Source organism: Flavobacteriales bacterium (genome assembly GCA_016124845.1).
In the GTDB taxonomy this organism is placed as follows: domain Bacteria; phylum Bacteroidota; class Bacteroidia; order UBA10329; family UBA10329; genus UBA10329.
Map to the genome: position 1 here is coordinate 1 of WGMW01000045.1, position 16,197 is coordinate 16,197.

A 16,197-nucleotide genomic window follows, 5' to 3' on the forward strand; every position below is an offset into this window, starting at 1 on the left:
CCAGCGTATTTCTTCCAGTAATTGAATACACTTTTTCTGTGTATTGTATTTTCTATGTATCGCTATCAAATTCATGCTACAATCCTTTATTTGTAAGGGTTTCAATTATCTTGCCATCCGTTATAGGGAGACGCGCGTTTCTTAAAGCGTACTGGCCACTTCACAGTTTTTTTCACCTTTGAGGCCATGCAGAAGAACATTCTTGTCATAGGTGCGGGGCGGTCGGCCACAACGCTGATTGACTATTTCCTGCAACATGCCGAAGCGCTCGATTGGCGCATTACCGTGGGCGATATTTCGGAAGAATTGGCGCAGAAGAAGATTGGTTCACATCCTCGCGGAAAAGCCCTCAAGTTCGATGTATTCAGTGCGGAGCAGAGGCGCGAGGAGGTTTCCAAAGCGGACGTGGTGGTGAGTATGCTTCCTGCAAGTATGCACATCGAAGTGGCGAAGGATTGCCTGGAACTTGGCAAGCATCTAACCACGGCTTCCTATATCTCGAAGGAGATGAAGGCGTTGAACATGGAGGTCGAAGCGAAAAATCTACTGTTTCTGAACGAGATCGGTCTTGATCCAGGCATCGATCATCTCTCTGCCATGAAGCTATTGGATGAGATTCGTGCAGATGGTGGGAAAGTAGAGCATTTCGAAAGCTTCACGGGTGGACTTGTAGCGCCTGAAAGCGATGACAATCCGTGGCATTATAAGTTCACATGGAACCCGCGCAACGTGGTTTTGGCCAGTCAGGGCGGGGCGGTGAAGTTCATTCACAACGGCAAGTACAAATACATTCCGTACCACCGTGTGTTCCGCAGAACCGAGTACATCGACATTGAAGGCCATGGCGAGTTTGAGGGTTATGCCAACCGCGATAGCCTTTCCTACCGTGAGGTCTATGGACTGCATGACGTGAAAACGCTGTATCGCGGCACGCTACGCAGACCAGGTTTCAGCCGCAGTTGGAACGCGTTCGTGCAACTCGGTATGACAGATGACAGCTACGTTATGGAAGGTTCGGAGAGTATGACACATCGCGATTTCGTAAATTCTTTTTTGCCTTTCAGTCTGACTGATAGTGTGGAATTGAAAGTTCGTGCTGGACTTCTGTTGGAGCAAGACGACCGACTGATGGAAAAACTCCGTTGGTTGGGATTGTTCGATAACACGCCTGTTGGGTTGAAAGATGCTACGCCAGCGCAGATACTCCAGCACATTCTGGAGAAGAAATGGGCTATGAAACCCAACGACCGCGACATGATCGTGATGTGGCATAAGATCGGGTTTGTGAAAGACGGCCAGAAGTTTGTGACCGAAAGTTCGATGGTGGTGAAAGGCGATGATCAGCACCACACGGCCATGGCTAAAACGGTCGGGTTGCCGTTGGCCATTGCCACGCGGATGATCTTGGAAGGAACAATCAGGGAACGAGGCGTTTCGCTGCCTATTTCCAAGGACATTTACGAACCCGTGTTGGACGAATTGGCGAACAACGGTATTCAGTTTGAGGAGAAGACCTATCAGGTTGATGAATTTTCGACCTAATTAACAGGACATTCTTTAAAGCCACAGAGGCACAGAAAGCACAGAGGATTTCACAGAGAAAAATAATTCTCTGTGTCCGTTCTGTGAAAATCTGTGCTTCTGTGGCTAAACCATGTATCAGTATCTTCGCGCTAAAGCATTATCATTTCCATGAAACGAATTGCAGTATTCCCAGGGTCGTTCGACCCGATAACTAAAGGCCACGAAGACATCATTTTGCGAGCAGTTCCACTGTTCGATGAAATTATTGTCGCCATCGGAACCAACTCCAGCAAGAAGTACATGTATTCGTTGGAGCGCAGGTTGGAGATGATCCGTTTTACATTCAGAAATGAACCGAAAGTAAAAGTTGACACCTACTTGGGAATGACCGTTGATTACTGCAAGGAAGTGGGGGCCACACATTTGCTTCGCGGCCTTAGAACTTCTGCCGATTTCGAATTCGAGCGCAGCATTGCGCACATCAACCAAACGCTTTATCCAGACCTCGACACGGTCTTTTTGCTCTCCTTACAAGAGTATTCCGCAATAAATTCAACGATTGTCCGTGATATACTCATCAACGGGGGAGACGCCTCGCGTTTCGTGCCCGAAGGACTTGACCTGACCGTATGAGATTTCTGTTGTTTCTGTTTGTGGTTCCGTTTCTTGCAAGCGGGCAGTACGCGACTATCCGTGGGGTAGCGCCATTGGCCATCGGACAGGAAATTCAACTTCGGGTCAATGATGATCCTGTAAGTGGAAAAGAGCGCGTTCTTGCTAAACAGACCGTGGATGTGGATGGGAGTTTTGAGCTGAAACCGATCGTTAGCGATAAGGTTCAGTATGCCATTCTTCAGGTTGGGCAGAACTGTGCCGATTTCTTTATGGAACGTGACAAAGACCTCGAGCTTTCGTTCGTTCCGCCAGCGAAAGACCCGAACAAACCCGAAGCCTTTTACCAACGCCACTTTTTCGTTCCGAAGATCTTGGGAGGAAAATCAGCCAAATTGAACCAGCAGATCATTGCTTTCAACGATACGTTGGATGGTTTTCTGGAGGCGATTTACCCAGTGTTGGTCAATCGCAAAAGTCCCAGCATTGTTTCTGATGGTTTGAAGGGTTTTGAAAAGGCTGTTTCGGAGAAGTTCAGGGGAGCAGAACCGTTCGTGCAGGAATACATTAAATACTCGATCGCTGGCGTTGAGCAGACCTTTTTGAACGACCGAGAACGGCTGTATCAGAAGTACCTGAAAGGTGTTCAAACACAGTTCAACAATCCTGCGTTCACCGATTTTTTGCTTCAGTTCTATCAGGGCGAAGTGTATAAAATGGCGATGGTGAACAAGCATGAGGAGTGCAAAAAGCTGCTTGACGGAAAAGAGGCTTTCGCCAAGATGGATGAGATGCTTTTGGCTCAGGAACCGAAACTACAGGATGTTTCCGTCAGGAGATTGGTACTGATCGCTGGAATGGAAGAACTGTTCGGACAGAAGGATTTTGAGGATGAAGAACTCATCACGGCACTGAAGCATTTTGGCATGCTTTCGTCCAATTCGTATCTCGGAAATGCGGCCATGAATGTGGCAGCCAAGCACGAAATGCTTTCCAACGGAACGCTGGCACCAGACATCGTTTTCAAAGACCTGAATGGGACAGAAAAGAACCTTTCAGACTTTCAGGGAACCTATGTTTTTCTGGAGTTGACGGACGCTACCAACGGCTATTGTCAGCGCGAAACGAATGTCATCCCCAACCTGAAAGATGAGTTCAGGAATATCCGTTTTGTGACGGTCTGTGTGGGGAATTCAGAAGCTGAGATGCGTTCCCTTCAAAGACAAATGAACATTAATTGGGAGTTTGGAGGAGTGGAAATGTCCAGCTCCATCATGGAAGATTATGACATCAAAAGCCTGCCGCTTTTCTTTATCATCGACCCTGATGGAAAATTCTACAGCGTTCCTGCCAAAGAACCGAGCCGCGGGGCGCAAGGTGAGTTGATGTCGCTGAGTGAGAAGCTGAAAGCGAAAGGACGTTCGGGTGTTGGGAAATAGACAAACGGAAAGTCGTCAACTTTCTGAAAGTTGACGACTTTATAATGAAAGCCCTTCGGTCACTACTTGTTTGATGGAACCATAAGACTGTTCCGCCAATTTCCTGGCCTCATCCGCAGAAACCCATCTCACTTCCGAGATTCCTTCTTCCGTCTGAGGAACCAATGCTGAGCCGTCATCGCTTTTCATCAGATACCATAACGTCTTCTTCAGAACGCGGTGTCCTTTCAATTCATAGGTATGGAAGGTTGGGGTTAAGGATTTAACGATGGTCGGTTCTTCGATGCCGCATTCTTCCGCCACTTCACGCACCGCGCATTGTTCAATGCGTTCGCCCATTTCGAGTTTTCCCTTGGGAAGGTCCCACATGCCGTTGCGGTGAATGAAAAGCCAATTGCCATCTGAGTTGCTCACCAGACCACCTGCGGCTTCGATTAACTTGAAATGGGAACAGAAGCTCTGCCAATTGTCAAGCGAATCTCCTGTTACCAGAATGGAAACGTTTCTCCGCTCCAATTCCTCCAAAATACCTGCCCAATCCTCATGCTTCGGGTCGGTCAATTTCCTGTTGAAAACTGACTCGGTTTCGGCTTCATTCCCTATGTGTAGAACCGACCCTCCGATGAAAACTTTATAGCTTTGCGCCATGGACATTTTGAACTCAGATTTGGCTTTAAAGGTAGCCAATGAACTGCTAAAAATCAAGGCGGTGAAGCTTCAACCAAGTGCCCCGTTCACGTGGGCTTCAGGCTGGAAATCGCCCATTTACTGCGATAACCGCAAAACACTCTCCTATCCTGAAGTTCGGAAGTTGATCGCAAAAGGGTTGGCGCAGGGCGTGAAGGAGAAATTTGCGAATGCGGAGGTGGTTGCTGGAGTTGCTACCGGTGCCATTGCCATTGGGATTTTGGTGGCCGAAGAGCTGGGTCTGCCGTTCGTGTATGTTCGTCCGAAACCAAAAGAGCACGGCTTGGGAAACCAGATAGAAGGTTACCTGCCAGAGAACAGCAAAGTGGTGGTGGTTGAAGACCTTATTTCCACAGGCGGAAGCAGTTTGAAAGCGGTGGAAGCTTTGCGTGAAACCACTTCAACCGTGCTGGGAATGGTGGCCATTTTTACTTACGGTTTTGCCAATGCGGATGAGAACTTCGAGAAGGCCAATTGTCCGATCTACACGCTTTCCAATTATTCGGAATTGGTGAAGTTGGCGGTGGATTCGGGTTATGTTTCTGAAGGTGATCTGGAGCAACTGACCGAATGGCGCAAGTCCCCATCAACTTGGAAATCATAAATAAATTGTAGAGACGCGATTTATCGCGTCTCTACCCAAGATTCCAAACGATCTCGTGGTGTTGATGCAATGAGTTTCGGCCATTGGCATCTTCCAATTGCAATTCGCCTGAAGGCCACGCGCCAAGAATTCTAAACGAGCCTTCAGTTCCGTTCACGGTCAGCATTTTTTCTTCATCAAACCCGAAGAGGTTTTGATTGAATTGGCTGAGAATCGGCTGATGTTGCCCTGGTCGCAGTTGCAGGTAGCGTTTCTCCAATTTTGAATTCAGAACAGGAATCAGTTCATCCAACCCGAATTGTTGTTTTGAGATGGCTTTCAACGAAGTGGCGTTCAATCCGTCAGGAAAATCGGTCTGATTGATATTGATGCCGATACCGACAATGCTGTGATCCAAGATCGTTCCGCGCAGCGAATTCTCGATGAGAATGCCAGCGATCTTTTTCCCGTTCACAAGAATATCATTCGGCCATTTGATCTTGACCGTTTCTTCCTTCAAAATCTCAGAGATCAGATCGAATACTGCCAATGCCACAGATGCACTTAGCATGAACTGGTCTTTCGCTGCCAAAAAGACAGGACGCAGAATGTAGCTGCATGTCAGGTTCAGATTTGGTTCGGTTACCCACGAATTGGTGCGTTGACCTCGACCTGCGGTCTGTTCATCTGCCACAATGAGGGTGCCTTCAACGGGCATTTTGTCGCGAACAAGTTGGCGGGCATAATTGTTGGTCGAGTCGACCGTTTCCAAATGAATGGTGTGACCACCGATGAACAGGGTTTGCATCAACTTTCAAGGAATTTTAAATGGTAAATTTGCGAATTCTAAACACCCTGAATGAAGAAATCATCCCGCAAGGCACAGACCGAGCGGCTCGTTGAAGAAATAGTTAACGGTCTGCAAGAGAAAAAGGGGAAGGAAATCGTATCACTCGACCTTCGTGGAATTGAAAATGCGGTGACAGAGTTTTTCGTCATCTGTACGGGCGATTCGAACACGCATGTGAATGCATTGGCAAGAAGCGTGGAAGAGGAGGTTCGCAAAGCCATAAAGGACAAACCTTGGCATGTTGAGGGAACAACCAATGGCGAATGGGTGTTACTGGATTACGTGAATGTGGTCGTACACATTTTCCAGCGTTCCGTGAGGGAACATTACAATATTGAAGGGCTTTGGGCCGATGCAATTGTGAAAGAATATAGTGAGGTGGCTTAAGCCTAAACAGATCTGAATTATGTCTGACAAAGAGAAGAACTACAACAAGGACGGTAAGAACAACAAGGACGGTAAGAAGGGGAAACCGAAGTATCAGTTCGATTTCAATTTCAACTTCTACTGGGTGTATGTGATCATTGCCATAGCATTCATTGCCATGTCGGTTCTGCCCGACCTTGGTAAGAGCGATAATAAGTTGAACGATGAACAGTTTACCGAACTGCTTTCGTCTGGTGACGTGCAGAAACTGGTCATCGTAAATAAGGAGTACGCGGAGATCTACATCAAAACCGACTCGCTGAAAGCGAAGGATGATTACAAGAAATTTCGGGAACATTCGTTCGGTTTCGGTTCTGGCCCGCAGTTCTATTACCAGATCGTAGAGATTCAGAATTTCGATAATACCATCAAGGAGGTAAAGGCAAAACTGCCCGAAGGACAGCAGTTCACAACAAGCGCAGAGACGCACCAGAACTGGGGCGATTCTGTGATGTGGCTGTTGCCGTTCGTACTCATTATTGGCGTTTGGATCTTCCTGATGCGCAGAATGGGAGGCGGAGGCGGTGCTGGGGCACAGATCTTCAATATCGGTAAATCGCGGGCGCAGCTGTTCGAAGGCGAAGCGAAAGTGAACGTGACCTTTGATGATGTTGCTGGACTGGAAGAAGCGAAAGTGGAGATCAAAGAGATCGTTGACTTCCTGAAGAACCCTCAGAAATATACCGACCTCGGTGCGAAGATTCCGAAAGGGGCGTTGCTTGTAGGTCCTCCAGGAACGGGGAAAACCTTGCTTGCCAAGGCTGTTGCTGGGGAGGCACAAGTACCATTCTTCTCACTTTCAGGTTCCGATTTCGTGGAGATGTTTGTGGGTGTTGGTGCCAGTCGTGTCCGCGACCTCTTTCAACAGGCCAAGCAGAAAGCTCCTGCCATCATCTTTATTGATGAGATAGATGCCATTGGCCGTGCCCGAGGTAGAAGCATTTCACAGGGCGCGAATGACGAGCGCGAGAACACGCTGAATCAGCTTTTGACCGAAATGGATGGTTTCGGAACCAACAGCGGGGTCATCATTTTGGCAGCCACCAACCGCGCGGATATTCTGGACCGTGCGCTTTTGCGTGCAGGTCGTTTCGATCGTCAGATCTTGGTGGATATGCCAGATGTGGTTGAGCGTGTTGCCATCTTCAAAGTTCACCTCAAGAAATTGAAACTGGATAAGGACGTGGATGTAGAGTTCCTCGGAAAGCAGACACCTGGTTTCTCTGGTGCTGACATTGCCAACATGTGTAATGAGGCTGCTCTTATCGCTGCGCGAAAAGGCAAGAAGACAGTTGAAAAGCAGGATTTCCTTGATGCTGTTGACCGTATTGTAGGTGGATTGGAGAAGAAGAACAAGATCATCTCCAAGGAAGAGAAGAAGGTGATCGCCTACCACGAGGCAGGGCATGCTTCTGTGAGTTGGTTGGTGGAGCATGCATCGCCATTGATCAAGGTGACCATCGTTCCGCGAGGACGTTCCTTGGGTGCGGCATGGTACCTTCCTGAAGAGCGACAGATAACCACCAAAGAGCAGATGTTGGATGAAATGTGTGCTGCATTGGGTGGTCGTGCGGCCGAAGAGATCATCTTCGGAAAAGTATCTACAGGAGCACTGAGCGATCTGGAGAAAGTGACCAAACAGGCGTACGCCATGGTAACGGTGTACGGACTGAGCGACAAGATCGGGAACATCAGTTTCTATGATTCTTCAGGTCAGAGCGAGTATACGTTCAACAAGCCTTACAGCGAGCGGACAGCCGAAACCATTGATGATGAAGTACACCAGATCGTGGAGGCAGCTTACGAACGCACCAAGAAGATTCTGAGTGAGAACAAGGACAAGTTGCAGAAGTTGGCGGAGGAACTGCTGGAGAAAGAGGTGATCTTTAAGGAGAATCTGGAGATCATTTTCGGCAAGCGCCAATGGGAGAAGGAAGAGGAGGCCAAGCCGCTTGCGGATATGAAACCGTTGGACAAGGGACCAGAGGAAGATCCTGCCGAAGTGGGGGCCGAGACACCCAAAACGGACGGTTCATTGCCTGAAAGTTGATAAATTGCCTACTTGGAAAAAGGTTGGGTCAAACTATTAGCTACATCAAACCATCAAGCAGAACTGAAGCTCGCATTGCTTCGGTCTGAGAACATCAACGCGGTCATCATCAATAAACAGGATTCATCATATCTGTTCGGAGAAGCGGAACTTTACGTGCCGCAGGATGAGGTGATCCGTGCCAAAAGGATTTTGGATGAACAAGATGCCTGATCTTGCCAAACGAATCGTTGTCGGACTGATCGTGTTCGGCATCTTTCTCGCAGCCTTGTTCCTCGGAAGAGAGATCGGTTTCATGGTGCTGTTCGCCTTTGCGCTGTACATGGGGCTTCGCGAATTCTACGATCTGGTGGACAAGGGCGGTTTCAAACCACAGCGGTTCACGGGTTATCTGTTAGGCATCAGCATGTTTGTCGGCAATGGATTGCTCACGTTCTTCGGCCTGTCGGAGCAATTTCTGCTCTTTCCGCTGCTGTGCCTGTTCCTCATTCTTCCCATAGAACTCTACCGCAAGCGCGAAGACCCGTTCACCAATATCGCCCACGGATTTTTGGGCATCATCTACGTGGCCGTTCCTGTAACGCTGCTCATCAATATCATTCATCCGAACGATGAGATCGGTTACAACCCGTTGTTCTTCGTAGGCTGGCTCATGCTTATTCTAAGTAGCGATTCGGGTGCGTACCTGGCAGGGTCGGCCTTCGGGAAACACAAACTTTTTGAACGCATCAGCCCCAAAAAGAGCTGGGAAGGTGCTATTGGTGGTCTGCTGATGAGCATTGGCTTTGCCATCGGTTTTTCCCAGTTTCTCGATTTCCTTTCCGTGTGGGAATGGATCGGCCTCTCCATCGTTTCGGTGGTGGCAGGCATCTATGGCGATCTGGTGGAAAGCCTCCTGAAACGTAACGTGGGTGCCAAGGATAGCGGTACGCTGCTGCCTGGCCACGGTGGCGTGCTCGACCGTCTGGACAGCATTGTTCTGGCCACCCCGTTCGCATTCGTCTACCTCAAGATATTTCTCTGAACACCAAAGCGTAAATTTGCGCCCGCATGGCAAGAATGACCATCCATAAAGAAGGCTACCGCATGCTAACGCTGCTGGCAATTGCCGTATTGGGCATCACCTTCGGTGTGATCTACATCTTTCCGAAGATGATATGGCTGCACTACGTGGTGGGCATCGGTGGCGGCATCATCTTCCTTATCTTTTTGCAGTTCTTCCGAAGCCCCAAGCGCAACCTCGTCATCTCATCGCGCAGCATTGTTTGCCCTGCCGATGGCCGCGTGGTGGCCATAGAGGAAGTGGAAGAACCCGAATACTTCAATGGCGAGAAACGAATTCAGGTATCGGTGTTCATGTCACCACTAAATGTGCACCTCAACCGCTATCCCATTTCGGGCAAGATCGCGTATGCCAAATACCATCCAGGCGAGTTTCTGGTGGCATGGCATCCCAAGTCGAGCACGGAGAACGAGCGCAACACGGTGGTCATCGAAACGGAGTTCGGCCCCTCGGTACTCATCCGCCAGATAGCGGGTTTTGTGGCCAGGCGCATCGTTTGGTACTGCCATCAGGGCGATGATGTGAAGCAGGGCGATGAGCTCGGCTTCATCAAATTCGGCTCGCGCGTAGACCTCTTCCTTCCGCTCGATGCCAAGATAAAAGTGGAACTGGAGGAGAAGGTACAGGGCGGCATCAGCGTACTGGCAGAGATCTGATCGGTTATGGAGGCCAATCCATCCACATTCACCCAAATGAAACATTGGATGCTGGTGGCCGACTACGCCCGCGCCTGCGGTGTGGTCAACCGCACCATCATCGAGCGCATTGAACGGGGCAAGATCGCACATACGCGCATCGATGGGCTGTATGTGATCGATGCCACAGCATCTCCCTTCAGTCAACGGCACGTTCCTTCAACACCCAAGGCCGAAACTTTTCAGTGGCCGCCAGCCATGCCACCGCACACGTCACTTGTTTGGATAGGACGTTTTGCCGAGGCAAAGAATGTGCGGGCAGATGCGCTCTTCAGAGCCGTGCTGTTCGGAGATATGCAGGGTTGGGGCGTAGGCAATCGTGTGCTTGTGCGTCAAGAGGATGCCGAGCGCATCATCAAAGGGTAAACGGTTTTTACCGCACGTCTTGTATTCTCTTGCACCAGGATATTTGCTTCAAATAACCTATGCGTAGCCCCGCTCAGCGCGTTCAATGCGTTCAATAGGCTCTTCGGAAGATGTTCCGTACCACATGTTCGTACGTATATGTAGGTTATAACATGTTCCGAGCCATTGTTCCGTACGGAGATATGGGTTTAAATATGTTCCGAACTATTGTTTCGTACGGATTTATGGGCTGTAATAAGTTCCGTACCACATTTTCGTACGGATATATGGGTCGGAACCCGTCAGAGAATGTCTTTCAGTTCGGAGAGGTGAATGATGTGGAGGAACTCTTGGTCTGTTATCCGTGATCGGTTGGGTTCAAAGAACACGGCTTTCCATCCCGCGTTGAGTGCGCCTTCCACATCGGCCTCCAGGTGATCACCGATCATGATGCTGTTGTCCGCGCGCGCACCCGTCAGGTCCTGCGCATACTCAAACACCTGTATGCTCGGTTTGCGTGCCCCGGCCGCTTCGGATGTTATCTGGTGGATGAAATATGGGTCGAGCCCTGACCCCGTCATCTTGATGTGCTGCACTTCCTCAAACCCGTTGGTAATGATGTGCAAGTTGTACTTGGGCCGTAGGTATTCCAGCACTTCGATGGTGCCATCCACCAGCGCGGTCTTGCGGGGGCTTCGCCAGATGTACTGCTCCCCGATGTCGGCCGCCATCTGGCTGTCTTCATGATCGAAGAACCGGAGCGCAGCCTCGAATCGCGCGTAGCGCAACTCCTCCTTTTTTATTGTGCCCGTGCGGTAATCGTTCCAGAACAGCTCGTTGATGCGCTTGTACTCTTTGATGAACGCATCGGCTGAAACACCCAGTTTCTCGGTGAGTTTGAATTCCGCAAACAGTTCTTTGAGGGTGGCCTCAGAGTTGGTCTCAAAATCCCAGAGCGTGCGGTCGAGGTCGAAGAATACGTGTTTGATTTGCTTCAAACCGATCATAAATAAGATGCAACCTGTCGGTCGTTGGTCATCAGCTCCAACTCTTTGGACTTTGCCTGTGCAATGATCATTCTATCAAATGGGTCCTGGTGCAGGAATGGGAGTTTTTCAAGTGTATGGAGGTCGTTGAAATCGAATTCAAGGATATGGAAACCACGTTCCAAAAGGTAGTCTCTCAGTTCAAAGAGGCTACAGTTCAATTTCAGTTTTCCGATGCTCATTTTGATCACGATCTCCCAAAGGCTTGCATTGCTGATATACACGGTTGCCCGTGGATCTTCGATCTTATCAAGCATGGCTGGGTCAACCCGTTTATCACCCGTCATTATCCAAAGCAGTACGTGGGTATCGAGCAGGTAGTTCATTTCGTGTAGTCCTTGAACTGATCCAACGGTTCGTCAAAATCGTCTGCTATGAATTCGATAAGATGTTTCCCAGAACCGAAAATCCGTTTTTCCGATCTGTGCCCACTTGGGGTCAGTTTCTTTTTCAAGGTGAGAATTCGGTTAATGGAGTTCTTATCGTTCAACTGGGCTATCCAGTCTATCAGTTCAACTTTTACGGAGTCAATGTTCATGACAATTAGCTGTTCAAATGGAAAGATACATTTTCATAAACGAAGATGTGATGGCAAAGTTGTCAGAATATGATGACCACCGAAGAAACGATCACCGACCACACAATGACCGAGGCTGAGAGGTAAATGATGACCTGCTTGGCGTTTCTGAAATAGCGTGCGGCCAAGAATGTTCCCAATGGAATGGATAGGAAAATGGGCGTGACCGCTGCCAATCCGATGAGGCCGTACTCGCGTTTCACGTGCACAATGAGTTTGTTCTTCCACGTAAATTTCCGCTTGACCTTGGTGGTCGGTTTCTTTGCCTTTGTAGAACTCATTTTGGCAATGAGCGCCATGATGCCGGAACTGAGGTAGAAGAAGAAGACCACACCGATCAGTCCTCCGAAGGAGGTGATGAGCAGGGTTTCGAGGTAACCGAAACCGATGTTGAGGGATGTAATGGGGGCTGTCAGGAATTTGGTCGCGCTAAGGATGACCACCAACAGTATTTGCAATGCTTTCTCCAACTCTTTTCGCCTTCCTCTACGCCTCAGATCCGTTCAAGTTCCACCATTCGTCCGATCATTCCTTGCTTCCGTAAGCAAGGTCACCCGCATCGCCCAGCCCTGGCACGATATACGAGTGTGCCGTCAGTTCCTCGTCCAACGCACCTATCCACAGCGAACAGTTCTTTGGCAGATGCCGCTGGCAGTATTCCATTCCCTCGCGGCTTGCAATGGCCACCACCACATGCACATGTTTCGGGTGGCCCCGCTTTAGCAATGCTTTGTGTGCCAGCACCATGGAGGCACCTGTGGCAAGCATGGGGTCGGAGAGGATCACCACTTTTCCCTCAACCGATGGGCTGGCGAGGTATTCCACCTTCACATCAAACGAACCGTCTTCCTGATGGTTCATGCGGTACGCAGAGATAAAGGCATTGTCGGCATGGTCGAAGTAATTGAGCAGCCCTTGGTGCAAGGGTAATCCTGCCCGCAGGATGGTGGCCAGCACAGGCTGCTCCGTACTGAGCGGAAGTTCGGCCTCGCCCAATGGGGTTGTCACCGTTCCCGTTTTCCATTCCAGTTCCTTGCTTATCTCGTAGGCCATCAACTCACCGATCCGTTCCAGATTCCGTCTGAAACGCATGCGGTCGTTCTGTACATCCACGTTGCGTATCTCTCCGATAAACTGGTCGAAAAGCGAACCATGGCCGCCAAGGATCTTCGTCATTTTAGTAGGATTGAAAAGGGGTTTGAAATCACCGTTTAAATATACAAGATGAGAACCGCCCCCATGTGACTTCTGTTCGGGAATAAGACAATTTTAACAGAACCTTTGAACAGTTTTTCAACGGAACGCGTCCGATTCGTTGGCTTCCTTCACCATGTGAATGAACACATCGCGCCAACCATGCCACATGTCGCGGCCGCTCAGCGTCTCGTTGTGCCAAAGACCGATGAAGGTTCCGTCAACCGCTCGCACTTTATTCACCAATTCGGTAATGTGTTTTTTGGCCTCTTCGGGCTGGAGTTTCATGTAGTACTTGAGCGTGGCCTCCATCACCGCAAAGGGGTAAACGGTCAGATCCATGGGGGTTTCCAGATCGAGGTCGTAAAAGCGGTAAGGCGTGCAGGTTCCAGCTCGGAAACCGATGTGTTCGGCATAGCCCATGGAGTGGTCCTCGGTAATGTCATTCTCCGCCAACCGCTGATATGTGTGCGGCAAATGCAGAATGAGAAAATGCTGGCGGCTTTTGATCACAGGCCGATGGATGATCTGTTCCAGCCGTTTCTTCTCGGTTTTCAGTTTGTCGTTCTTCTGGTTGGAGTTGAACCCTGGATGAATGCCGATTTCCGCGTAATCGCCCAAGTGCTTGATCAATGATTGGAATTGCAAATTGTAGTACGGAACGTTCTTGTCGTTCACACCATAATCTGCCAGAAGGAAGAAGTAGATGGTGCGCAGATCGTACTTCTGTTGCACCGCCAATTGAAAATCGTACGTGTCGTACGGGTCGGTCTTCGTTCCCAACAATACCTGCGTCCGTTCAAAAACCTCTTTCAGCTTTCCTTTCAGGATGGCACGCCCGAATGCACCGATGGTACGCATGAATCCCTTGTTCCGGTAAGCGTAAGCGTTGTCGATATCAATGGTGGAAATGAACGTGTACCTGCGCTTTTTGAAGGTGAGTTCGGGATACTTGGCACTCAGAATATCCCGAATGCGCAGCAGCCATTGGTCAACCAACGGTTCGGTGAGAAAGCCGTGTTTGAAACCGATGCTGGCCGAAGCCTCAAAACGGTTGTATTTGTCGCGAAGGTGTGGCAGACATTCCTCATATCGCGAAAGCAGAAAAAAGGCCGCCCCGAACACATCGAAGTTCAGCGCGGCATCTTGCGAGTTGTGCGCGAAGAAATACTTGCCATGCTCATTCTCCGAAATGCGGATGCTCTGGTCTTTCACACCCGTTTCGTGCAGCAGCCCAAGCGAACGGAAATGGATCTCATCGGCCGATCGGCTATGCGTGTAGCTCAGTTTTGGGCCTGCTGCAGCCACAAATTCCTCTTTCTTACTCGTGAAGGAAACCTCCAACCCGAGCATGTCGCCCAGCATCACATGGAATATGTAACGGACGCGCGAAGTGATACTGTGGCTGTAGATCAGCATCAGTTCAGGTTGTCAATAATGGTCTGACAGATGAATTCGGCTGCGGTTCCATTCCCGAAGATATGAGGGAATTGAAGTTCCTTATGAGAACGGAAATGCTCAAAGCCTGCCTTTATCTTCTGCGGATAAGAGCCTGCGAGTACTGCGCAGCCTTGCTCTACGATTTCGGTCCATTCGGTCTCAGGCCGAAGGATGACGCACGGCTTTTGCATGAAGAAGGCTTCCTTTTGCACACCACCGCTGTCCGTCATTATCAGTTGGGCATTTTTCTCCAGAAGAATCATCTCCAAGAATCCGACAGGATCAATGATCTTGAGGTTCGGATTCTCTTGAAGTTTTTTTATCCGCGCATCATCGGCCTTGGCGATCATGTTTGCGGTACGCGGATGAAGCGGTAGCACCACGTGCAGATTATTCTCAAGGGAAATGTCATTCAATGCGGTGAGAATACCCGCAAGCACATTGATGTCGTCCGTGTTCTGTGGGCGATGAATGGTGGAAAGAATATAATTGCCTTGGTCAATTCCATGCTTCGCGAACAGCGGTTCGTACTCATCAGCTTTCGCGGAATAGAAAAGCGTGTTATCGTACATCAGGTCGCCACAATGGAACACGTACGGATTGTCAATGTCGGCCTTCCCAAATTTCTTGGCATCACTCAATGACCTGAATCCTTCTTTCTCCAAGTTTCTGATTCCCGCTTTGGTGGGTGAGAAGAGCAGGGTAGAGCAGTGGTCGGCCGTAATGCGGTTCACTTCCTCGGGCATCCGTTTGTTGAAGGATCGTAATCCCGCTTCAATATGAATGACAGGAACATGAATTTTGGCTGCGGCCAAAGCACCTGCTAAAGTCGAGTTGGTATCGCCATAAATGACCAATGCATAAGGTTTCTCCAAATTGATGACACCCTCAATTTCGTCCAGCATCTTTCCTGTCTGCTTGCCGTGGCTTCCAGAACCGATTCCCAATTGGTGGTCGGGCTGCGGAATCCCCATTTCCTCAAAGAACACATCCGACATGCCATGGTCGTAATGCTGCCCTGTATGCACCAGCACTTCGGTCAGTTGGTCCGCAAACTTGGTCTGTATGGCTCGGTTCAGCGCAGCTGCTTTGATTATCTGCGGCCGCGCTCCAATAATGGTCAGTAGTTTTTTCACTCAGAGAGTATCTTTTGCTGATACGAATTACGAATAAATGCGAATATGGCGAATGCGTGCTGAACCAACGATTCCAGATGCGAATTCGAAAATTCGTATTCAATTCGCAACCTAAAACACACCTTCGTCCACAAAGCTAAAGTAATCCCGTTCACCAATGATGAGGTGGTCCAGAACGGGAATGTCAAGGGCGTTTCCAGCTTCCTTCAATTTGCGGGTAAGTTGGTGATCTGCCTGGCTGGGTTTCAGTTGTCCAGATGGATGATTATGCGCCAAAATGATGGCCGAAGCAGGGAATTGCACCGCCATTTTGAACACGACTTTCGGGTCAACGGTGGTTCCCGAAACACCACCTTTTGAAATATTCTCCTTTCCGATTACCGCGTTGGCGCTGTAAAAGTCAACTAATTCGGTAACAAAACTTTAGGTTTCTGTTATGCGAATAAACACCAATGACATGACCCTTCAACGGAACTACCTGGAGAAGTTCCGTTTTCTGATAAAGGAGTATGAACAGGTCAAAGCAAAGG

The 16,197-nt window shown here is 49.3% G+C and carries 20 protein-coding genes; 10 read left to right on the forward strand and 10 right to left on the reverse strand.

Annotation, left to right across the window (positions count from 1 at the left end; all coding sequences use genetic code 11):
- Positions 1 to 186 precede the first annotated feature (186 nt).
- The 3 genes from GC178_15600 (at position 187) to GC178_15610 (ending at position 3,575) form a co-directional block, all read left to right on the forward strand.
- Positions 187 to 1,542, forward strand: a complete 1,356-nt coding sequence (locus tag GC178_15600) for a saccharopine dehydrogenase (GenBank protein ID MBI1288992.1) — start codon at positions 187 to 189, stop codon at positions 1,540 to 1,542.
- A 150-nt stretch (positions 1,543 to 1,692) separates the two neighbouring features.
- Positions 1,693 to 2,157, forward strand: coding sequence for a pantetheine-phosphate adenylyltransferase (gene coaD / locus GC178_15605; protein MBI1288993.1), 465 nt, complete (start codon positions 1,693 to 1,695; stop codon positions 2,155 to 2,157).
- Positions 2,154 to 3,575 (forward strand): redoxin domain-containing protein, encoded by a 1,422-nt coding sequence (locus GC178_15610; protein MBI1288994.1) that lies wholly within the window; start codon positions 2,154 to 2,156, stop codon positions 3,573 to 3,575. Before coaD ends, GC178_15610 begins: the two co-directional genes overlap by 4 nt.
- Positions 3,576 to 3,614: 39 nt before the next feature.
- On the opposite strand, the gene GC178_15615 is transcribed toward GC178_15610, so the two are convergent.
- A complete protein-coding gene (locus tag GC178_15615; GenBank protein MBI1288995.1) occupies positions 3,615 to 4,229 on the reverse strand; it encodes an NUDIX domain-containing protein in 615 nt (204 codons plus the stop codon).
- On the opposite strand from GC178_15615, the gene GC178_15620 reads away from it, so the two are divergent.
- Positions 4,222 to 4,866, forward strand: coding sequence for an orotate phosphoribosyltransferase (locus GC178_15620; protein MBI1288996.1), 645 nt, complete (start codon positions 4,222 to 4,224; stop codon positions 4,864 to 4,866). The genes GC178_15615 and GC178_15620 overlap by 8 nt on opposite strands.
- A gap of 31 nt (positions 4,867 to 4,897) precedes the next feature.
- Here GC178_15620 and GC178_15625 read toward each other — a convergent pair whose 3' ends face one another.
- Positions 4,898 to 5,653, reverse strand: coding sequence for a biotin--[acetyl-CoA-carboxylase] ligase (locus tag GC178_15625; protein MBI1288997.1), 756 nt, complete (start codon positions 5,651 to 5,653; stop codon positions 4,898 to 4,900).
- A 51-nt stretch (positions 5,654 to 5,704) separates the two neighbouring features.
- Here GC178_15625 and rsfS point away from each other — a divergent pair, with 51 nt between their 5' ends.
- The 6 genes from rsfS to GC178_15655 are packed head-to-tail and all read left to right on the forward strand — an operon-like array spanning position 5,705 to position 10,295.
- A complete protein-coding gene (rsfS, locus tag GC178_15630) occupies positions 5,705 to 6,082 on the forward strand; it encodes a ribosome silencing factor (protein ID MBI1288998.1) in 378 nt (125 codons plus the stop codon).
- Between the two features lie 19 nt (positions 6,083 to 6,101).
- Positions 6,102 to 8,171 (forward strand): ATP-dependent zinc metalloprotease FtsH, encoded by a 2,070-nt coding sequence (gene hflB / locus GC178_15635; GenBank protein MBI1288999.1) that lies wholly within the window; start codon positions 6,102 to 6,104, stop codon positions 8,169 to 8,171.
- Between the two features lie 12 nt (positions 8,172 to 8,183).
- Positions 8,184 to 8,384: a DUF2007 domain-containing protein gene (locus GC178_15640; GenBank protein ID MBI1289000.1), complete on the forward strand. Its 201-nt coding sequence runs from the start codon at positions 8,184 to 8,186 to the stop codon at positions 8,382 to 8,384.
- Complete coding sequence (locus GC178_15645) at positions 8,368 to 9,195, forward strand: phosphatidate cytidylyltransferase (GenBank protein MBI1289001.1); 828 nt, start codon at positions 8,368 to 8,370, stop codon at positions 9,193 to 9,195. The genes GC178_15640 and GC178_15645 overlap by 17 nt, the downstream gene beginning before the upstream one ends.
- A gap of 35 nt (positions 9,196 to 9,230) precedes the next feature.
- Positions 9,231 to 9,890, forward strand: coding sequence for a phosphatidylserine decarboxylase family protein (locus GC178_15650; GenBank protein ID MBI1289002.1), 660 nt, complete (start codon positions 9,231 to 9,233; stop codon positions 9,888 to 9,890).
- 36 nt (positions 9,891 to 9,926) lie between these two features.
- Positions 9,927 to 10,295 (forward strand): hypothetical protein, encoded by a 369-nt coding sequence (locus tag GC178_15655; protein ID MBI1289003.1) that lies wholly within the window; start codon positions 9,927 to 9,929, stop codon positions 10,293 to 10,295.
- Between the two features lie 281 nt (positions 10,296 to 10,576).
- On the opposite strand, the gene GC178_15660 is transcribed toward GC178_15655, so the two are convergent.
- The 8 genes from GC178_15660 to GC178_15695 all read right to left on the reverse strand — a co-directional run bounded on the left by GC178_15660 (position 10,577) and on the right by GC178_15695 (position 16,045).
- Positions 10,577 to 11,281 (reverse strand): noncanonical pyrimidine nucleotidase, YjjG family, encoded by a 705-nt coding sequence (locus tag GC178_15660; GenBank protein ID MBI1289004.1) that lies wholly within the window; start codon positions 11,279 to 11,281, stop codon positions 10,577 to 10,579.
- Positions 11,278 to 11,646 carry a PIN domain-containing protein gene (locus GC178_15665; GenBank protein MBI1289005.1) on the reverse strand — a complete coding sequence of 123 codons (369 nt, stop codon included), beginning with the start codon at positions 11,644 to 11,646 and terminating at the stop codon, positions 11,278 to 11,280. The genes GC178_15660 and GC178_15665 overlap by 4 nt, the downstream gene beginning before the upstream one ends.
- On the reverse strand, positions 11,643 to 11,858 hold the full coding sequence (locus GC178_15670; protein ID MBI1289006.1) for a DUF2281 domain-containing protein: 216 nt from the start codon (positions 11,856 to 11,858) through the stop codon (positions 11,643 to 11,645). Before GC178_15670 ends, GC178_15665 begins: the two co-directional genes overlap by 4 nt.
- Before the next feature lie 62 nt (positions 11,859 to 11,920).
- A complete protein-coding gene (locus tag GC178_15675; GenBank protein MBI1289007.1) occupies positions 11,921 to 12,340 on the reverse strand; it encodes a hypothetical protein in 420 nt (139 codons plus the stop codon).
- A gap of 82 nt (positions 12,341 to 12,422) precedes the next feature.
- A complete protein-coding gene (locus GC178_15680; protein ID MBI1289008.1) occupies positions 12,423 to 13,073 on the reverse strand; it encodes a uracil phosphoribosyltransferase in 651 nt (216 codons plus the stop codon).
- 117 nt (positions 13,074 to 13,190) lie between these two features.
- Entirely contained in the window at positions 13,191 to 14,510 is a 1,320-nt protein-coding gene (locus GC178_15685) for a hypothetical protein (GenBank protein ID MBI1289009.1), read from the reverse strand.
- Positions 14,510 to 15,667 carry a UDP-N-acetylglucosamine 2-epimerase (non-hydrolyzing) gene (locus GC178_15690; GenBank protein ID MBI1289010.1) on the reverse strand — a complete coding sequence of 386 codons (1,158 nt, stop codon included), beginning with the start codon at positions 15,665 to 15,667 and terminating at the stop codon, positions 14,510 to 14,512. The genes GC178_15685 and GC178_15690 overlap by 1 nt, the downstream gene beginning before the upstream one ends.
- Positions 15,668 to 15,778: 111 nt before the next feature.
- Positions 15,779 to 16,045: a hypothetical protein gene (locus GC178_15695; protein ID MBI1289011.1), complete on the reverse strand. Its 267-nt coding sequence runs from the start codon at positions 16,043 to 16,045 to the stop codon at positions 15,779 to 15,781.
- Positions 16,046 to 16,197 lie beyond the last annotated feature (152 nt).

Bases quoted from the DNA above. Each gene is read 5' to 3' on its own strand.
- GC178_15600 (MBI1288992.1), top strand. From the start codon at position 187: ATGCAGAAGAACATTCTTGTCATAGGTGCGGGGCGGTCGGCCACAACG.
- coaD (MBI1288993.1), top strand. From the start codon at position 1,693: ATGAAACGAATTGCAGTATTCCCAGGGTCGTTCGACCCGATAACTAAA.
- GC178_15610 (MBI1288994.1), top strand. From the start codon at position 2,154: ATGAGATTTCTGTTGTTTCTGTTTGTGGTTCCGTTTCTTGCAAGCGGG.
- GC178_15620 (MBI1288996.1), top strand. From the start codon at position 4,222: ATGGACATTTTGAACTCAGATTTGGCTTTAAAGGTAGCCAATGAACTG.
- GC178_15615 (MBI1288995.1), bottom strand. From the start codon at position 4,229: ATGTCCATGGCGCAAAGCTATAAAGTTTTCATCGGAGGGTCGGTTCTA.
- GC178_15625 (MBI1288997.1), bottom strand. From the start codon at position 5,653: ATGCAAACCCTGTTCATCGGTGGTCACACCATTCATTTGGAAACGGTC.
- rsfS (MBI1288998.1), top strand. From the start codon at position 5,705: ATGAAGAAATCATCCCGCAAGGCACAGACCGAGCGGCTCGTTGAAGAA.
- hflB (MBI1288999.1), top strand. From the start codon at position 6,102: ATGTCTGACAAAGAGAAGAACTACAACAAGGACGGTAAGAACAACAAG.
- GC178_15645 (MBI1289001.1), top strand. From the start codon at position 8,368: ATGAACAAGATGCCTGATCTTGCCAAACGAATCGTTGTCGGACTGATC.
- GC178_15650 (MBI1289002.1), top strand. From the start codon at position 9,231: ATGACCATCCATAAAGAAGGCTACCGCATGCTAACGCTGCTGGCAATT.
- GC178_15655 (MBI1289003.1), top strand. From the start codon at position 9,927: ATGAAACATTGGATGCTGGTGGCCGACTACGCCCGCGCCTGCGGTGTG.
- GC178_15660 (MBI1289004.1), bottom strand. From the start codon at position 11,281: ATGATCGGTTTGAAGCAAATCAAACACGTATTCTTCGACCTCGACCGC.
- GC178_15665 (MBI1289005.1), bottom strand. From the start codon at position 11,646: ATGAACTACCTGCTCGATACCCACGTACTGCTTTGGATAATGACGGGT.
- GC178_15670 (MBI1289006.1), bottom strand. From the start codon at position 11,858: ATGAACATTGACTCCGTAAAAGTTGAACTGATAGACTGGATAGCCCAG.
- GC178_15680 (MBI1289008.1), bottom strand. From the start codon at position 13,073: ATGACGAAGATCCTTGGCGGCCATGGTTCGCTTTTCGACCAGTTTATC.
- GC178_15685 (MBI1289009.1), bottom strand. From the start codon at position 14,510: ATGCTGATCTACAGCCACAGTATCACTTCGCGCGTCCGTTACATATTC.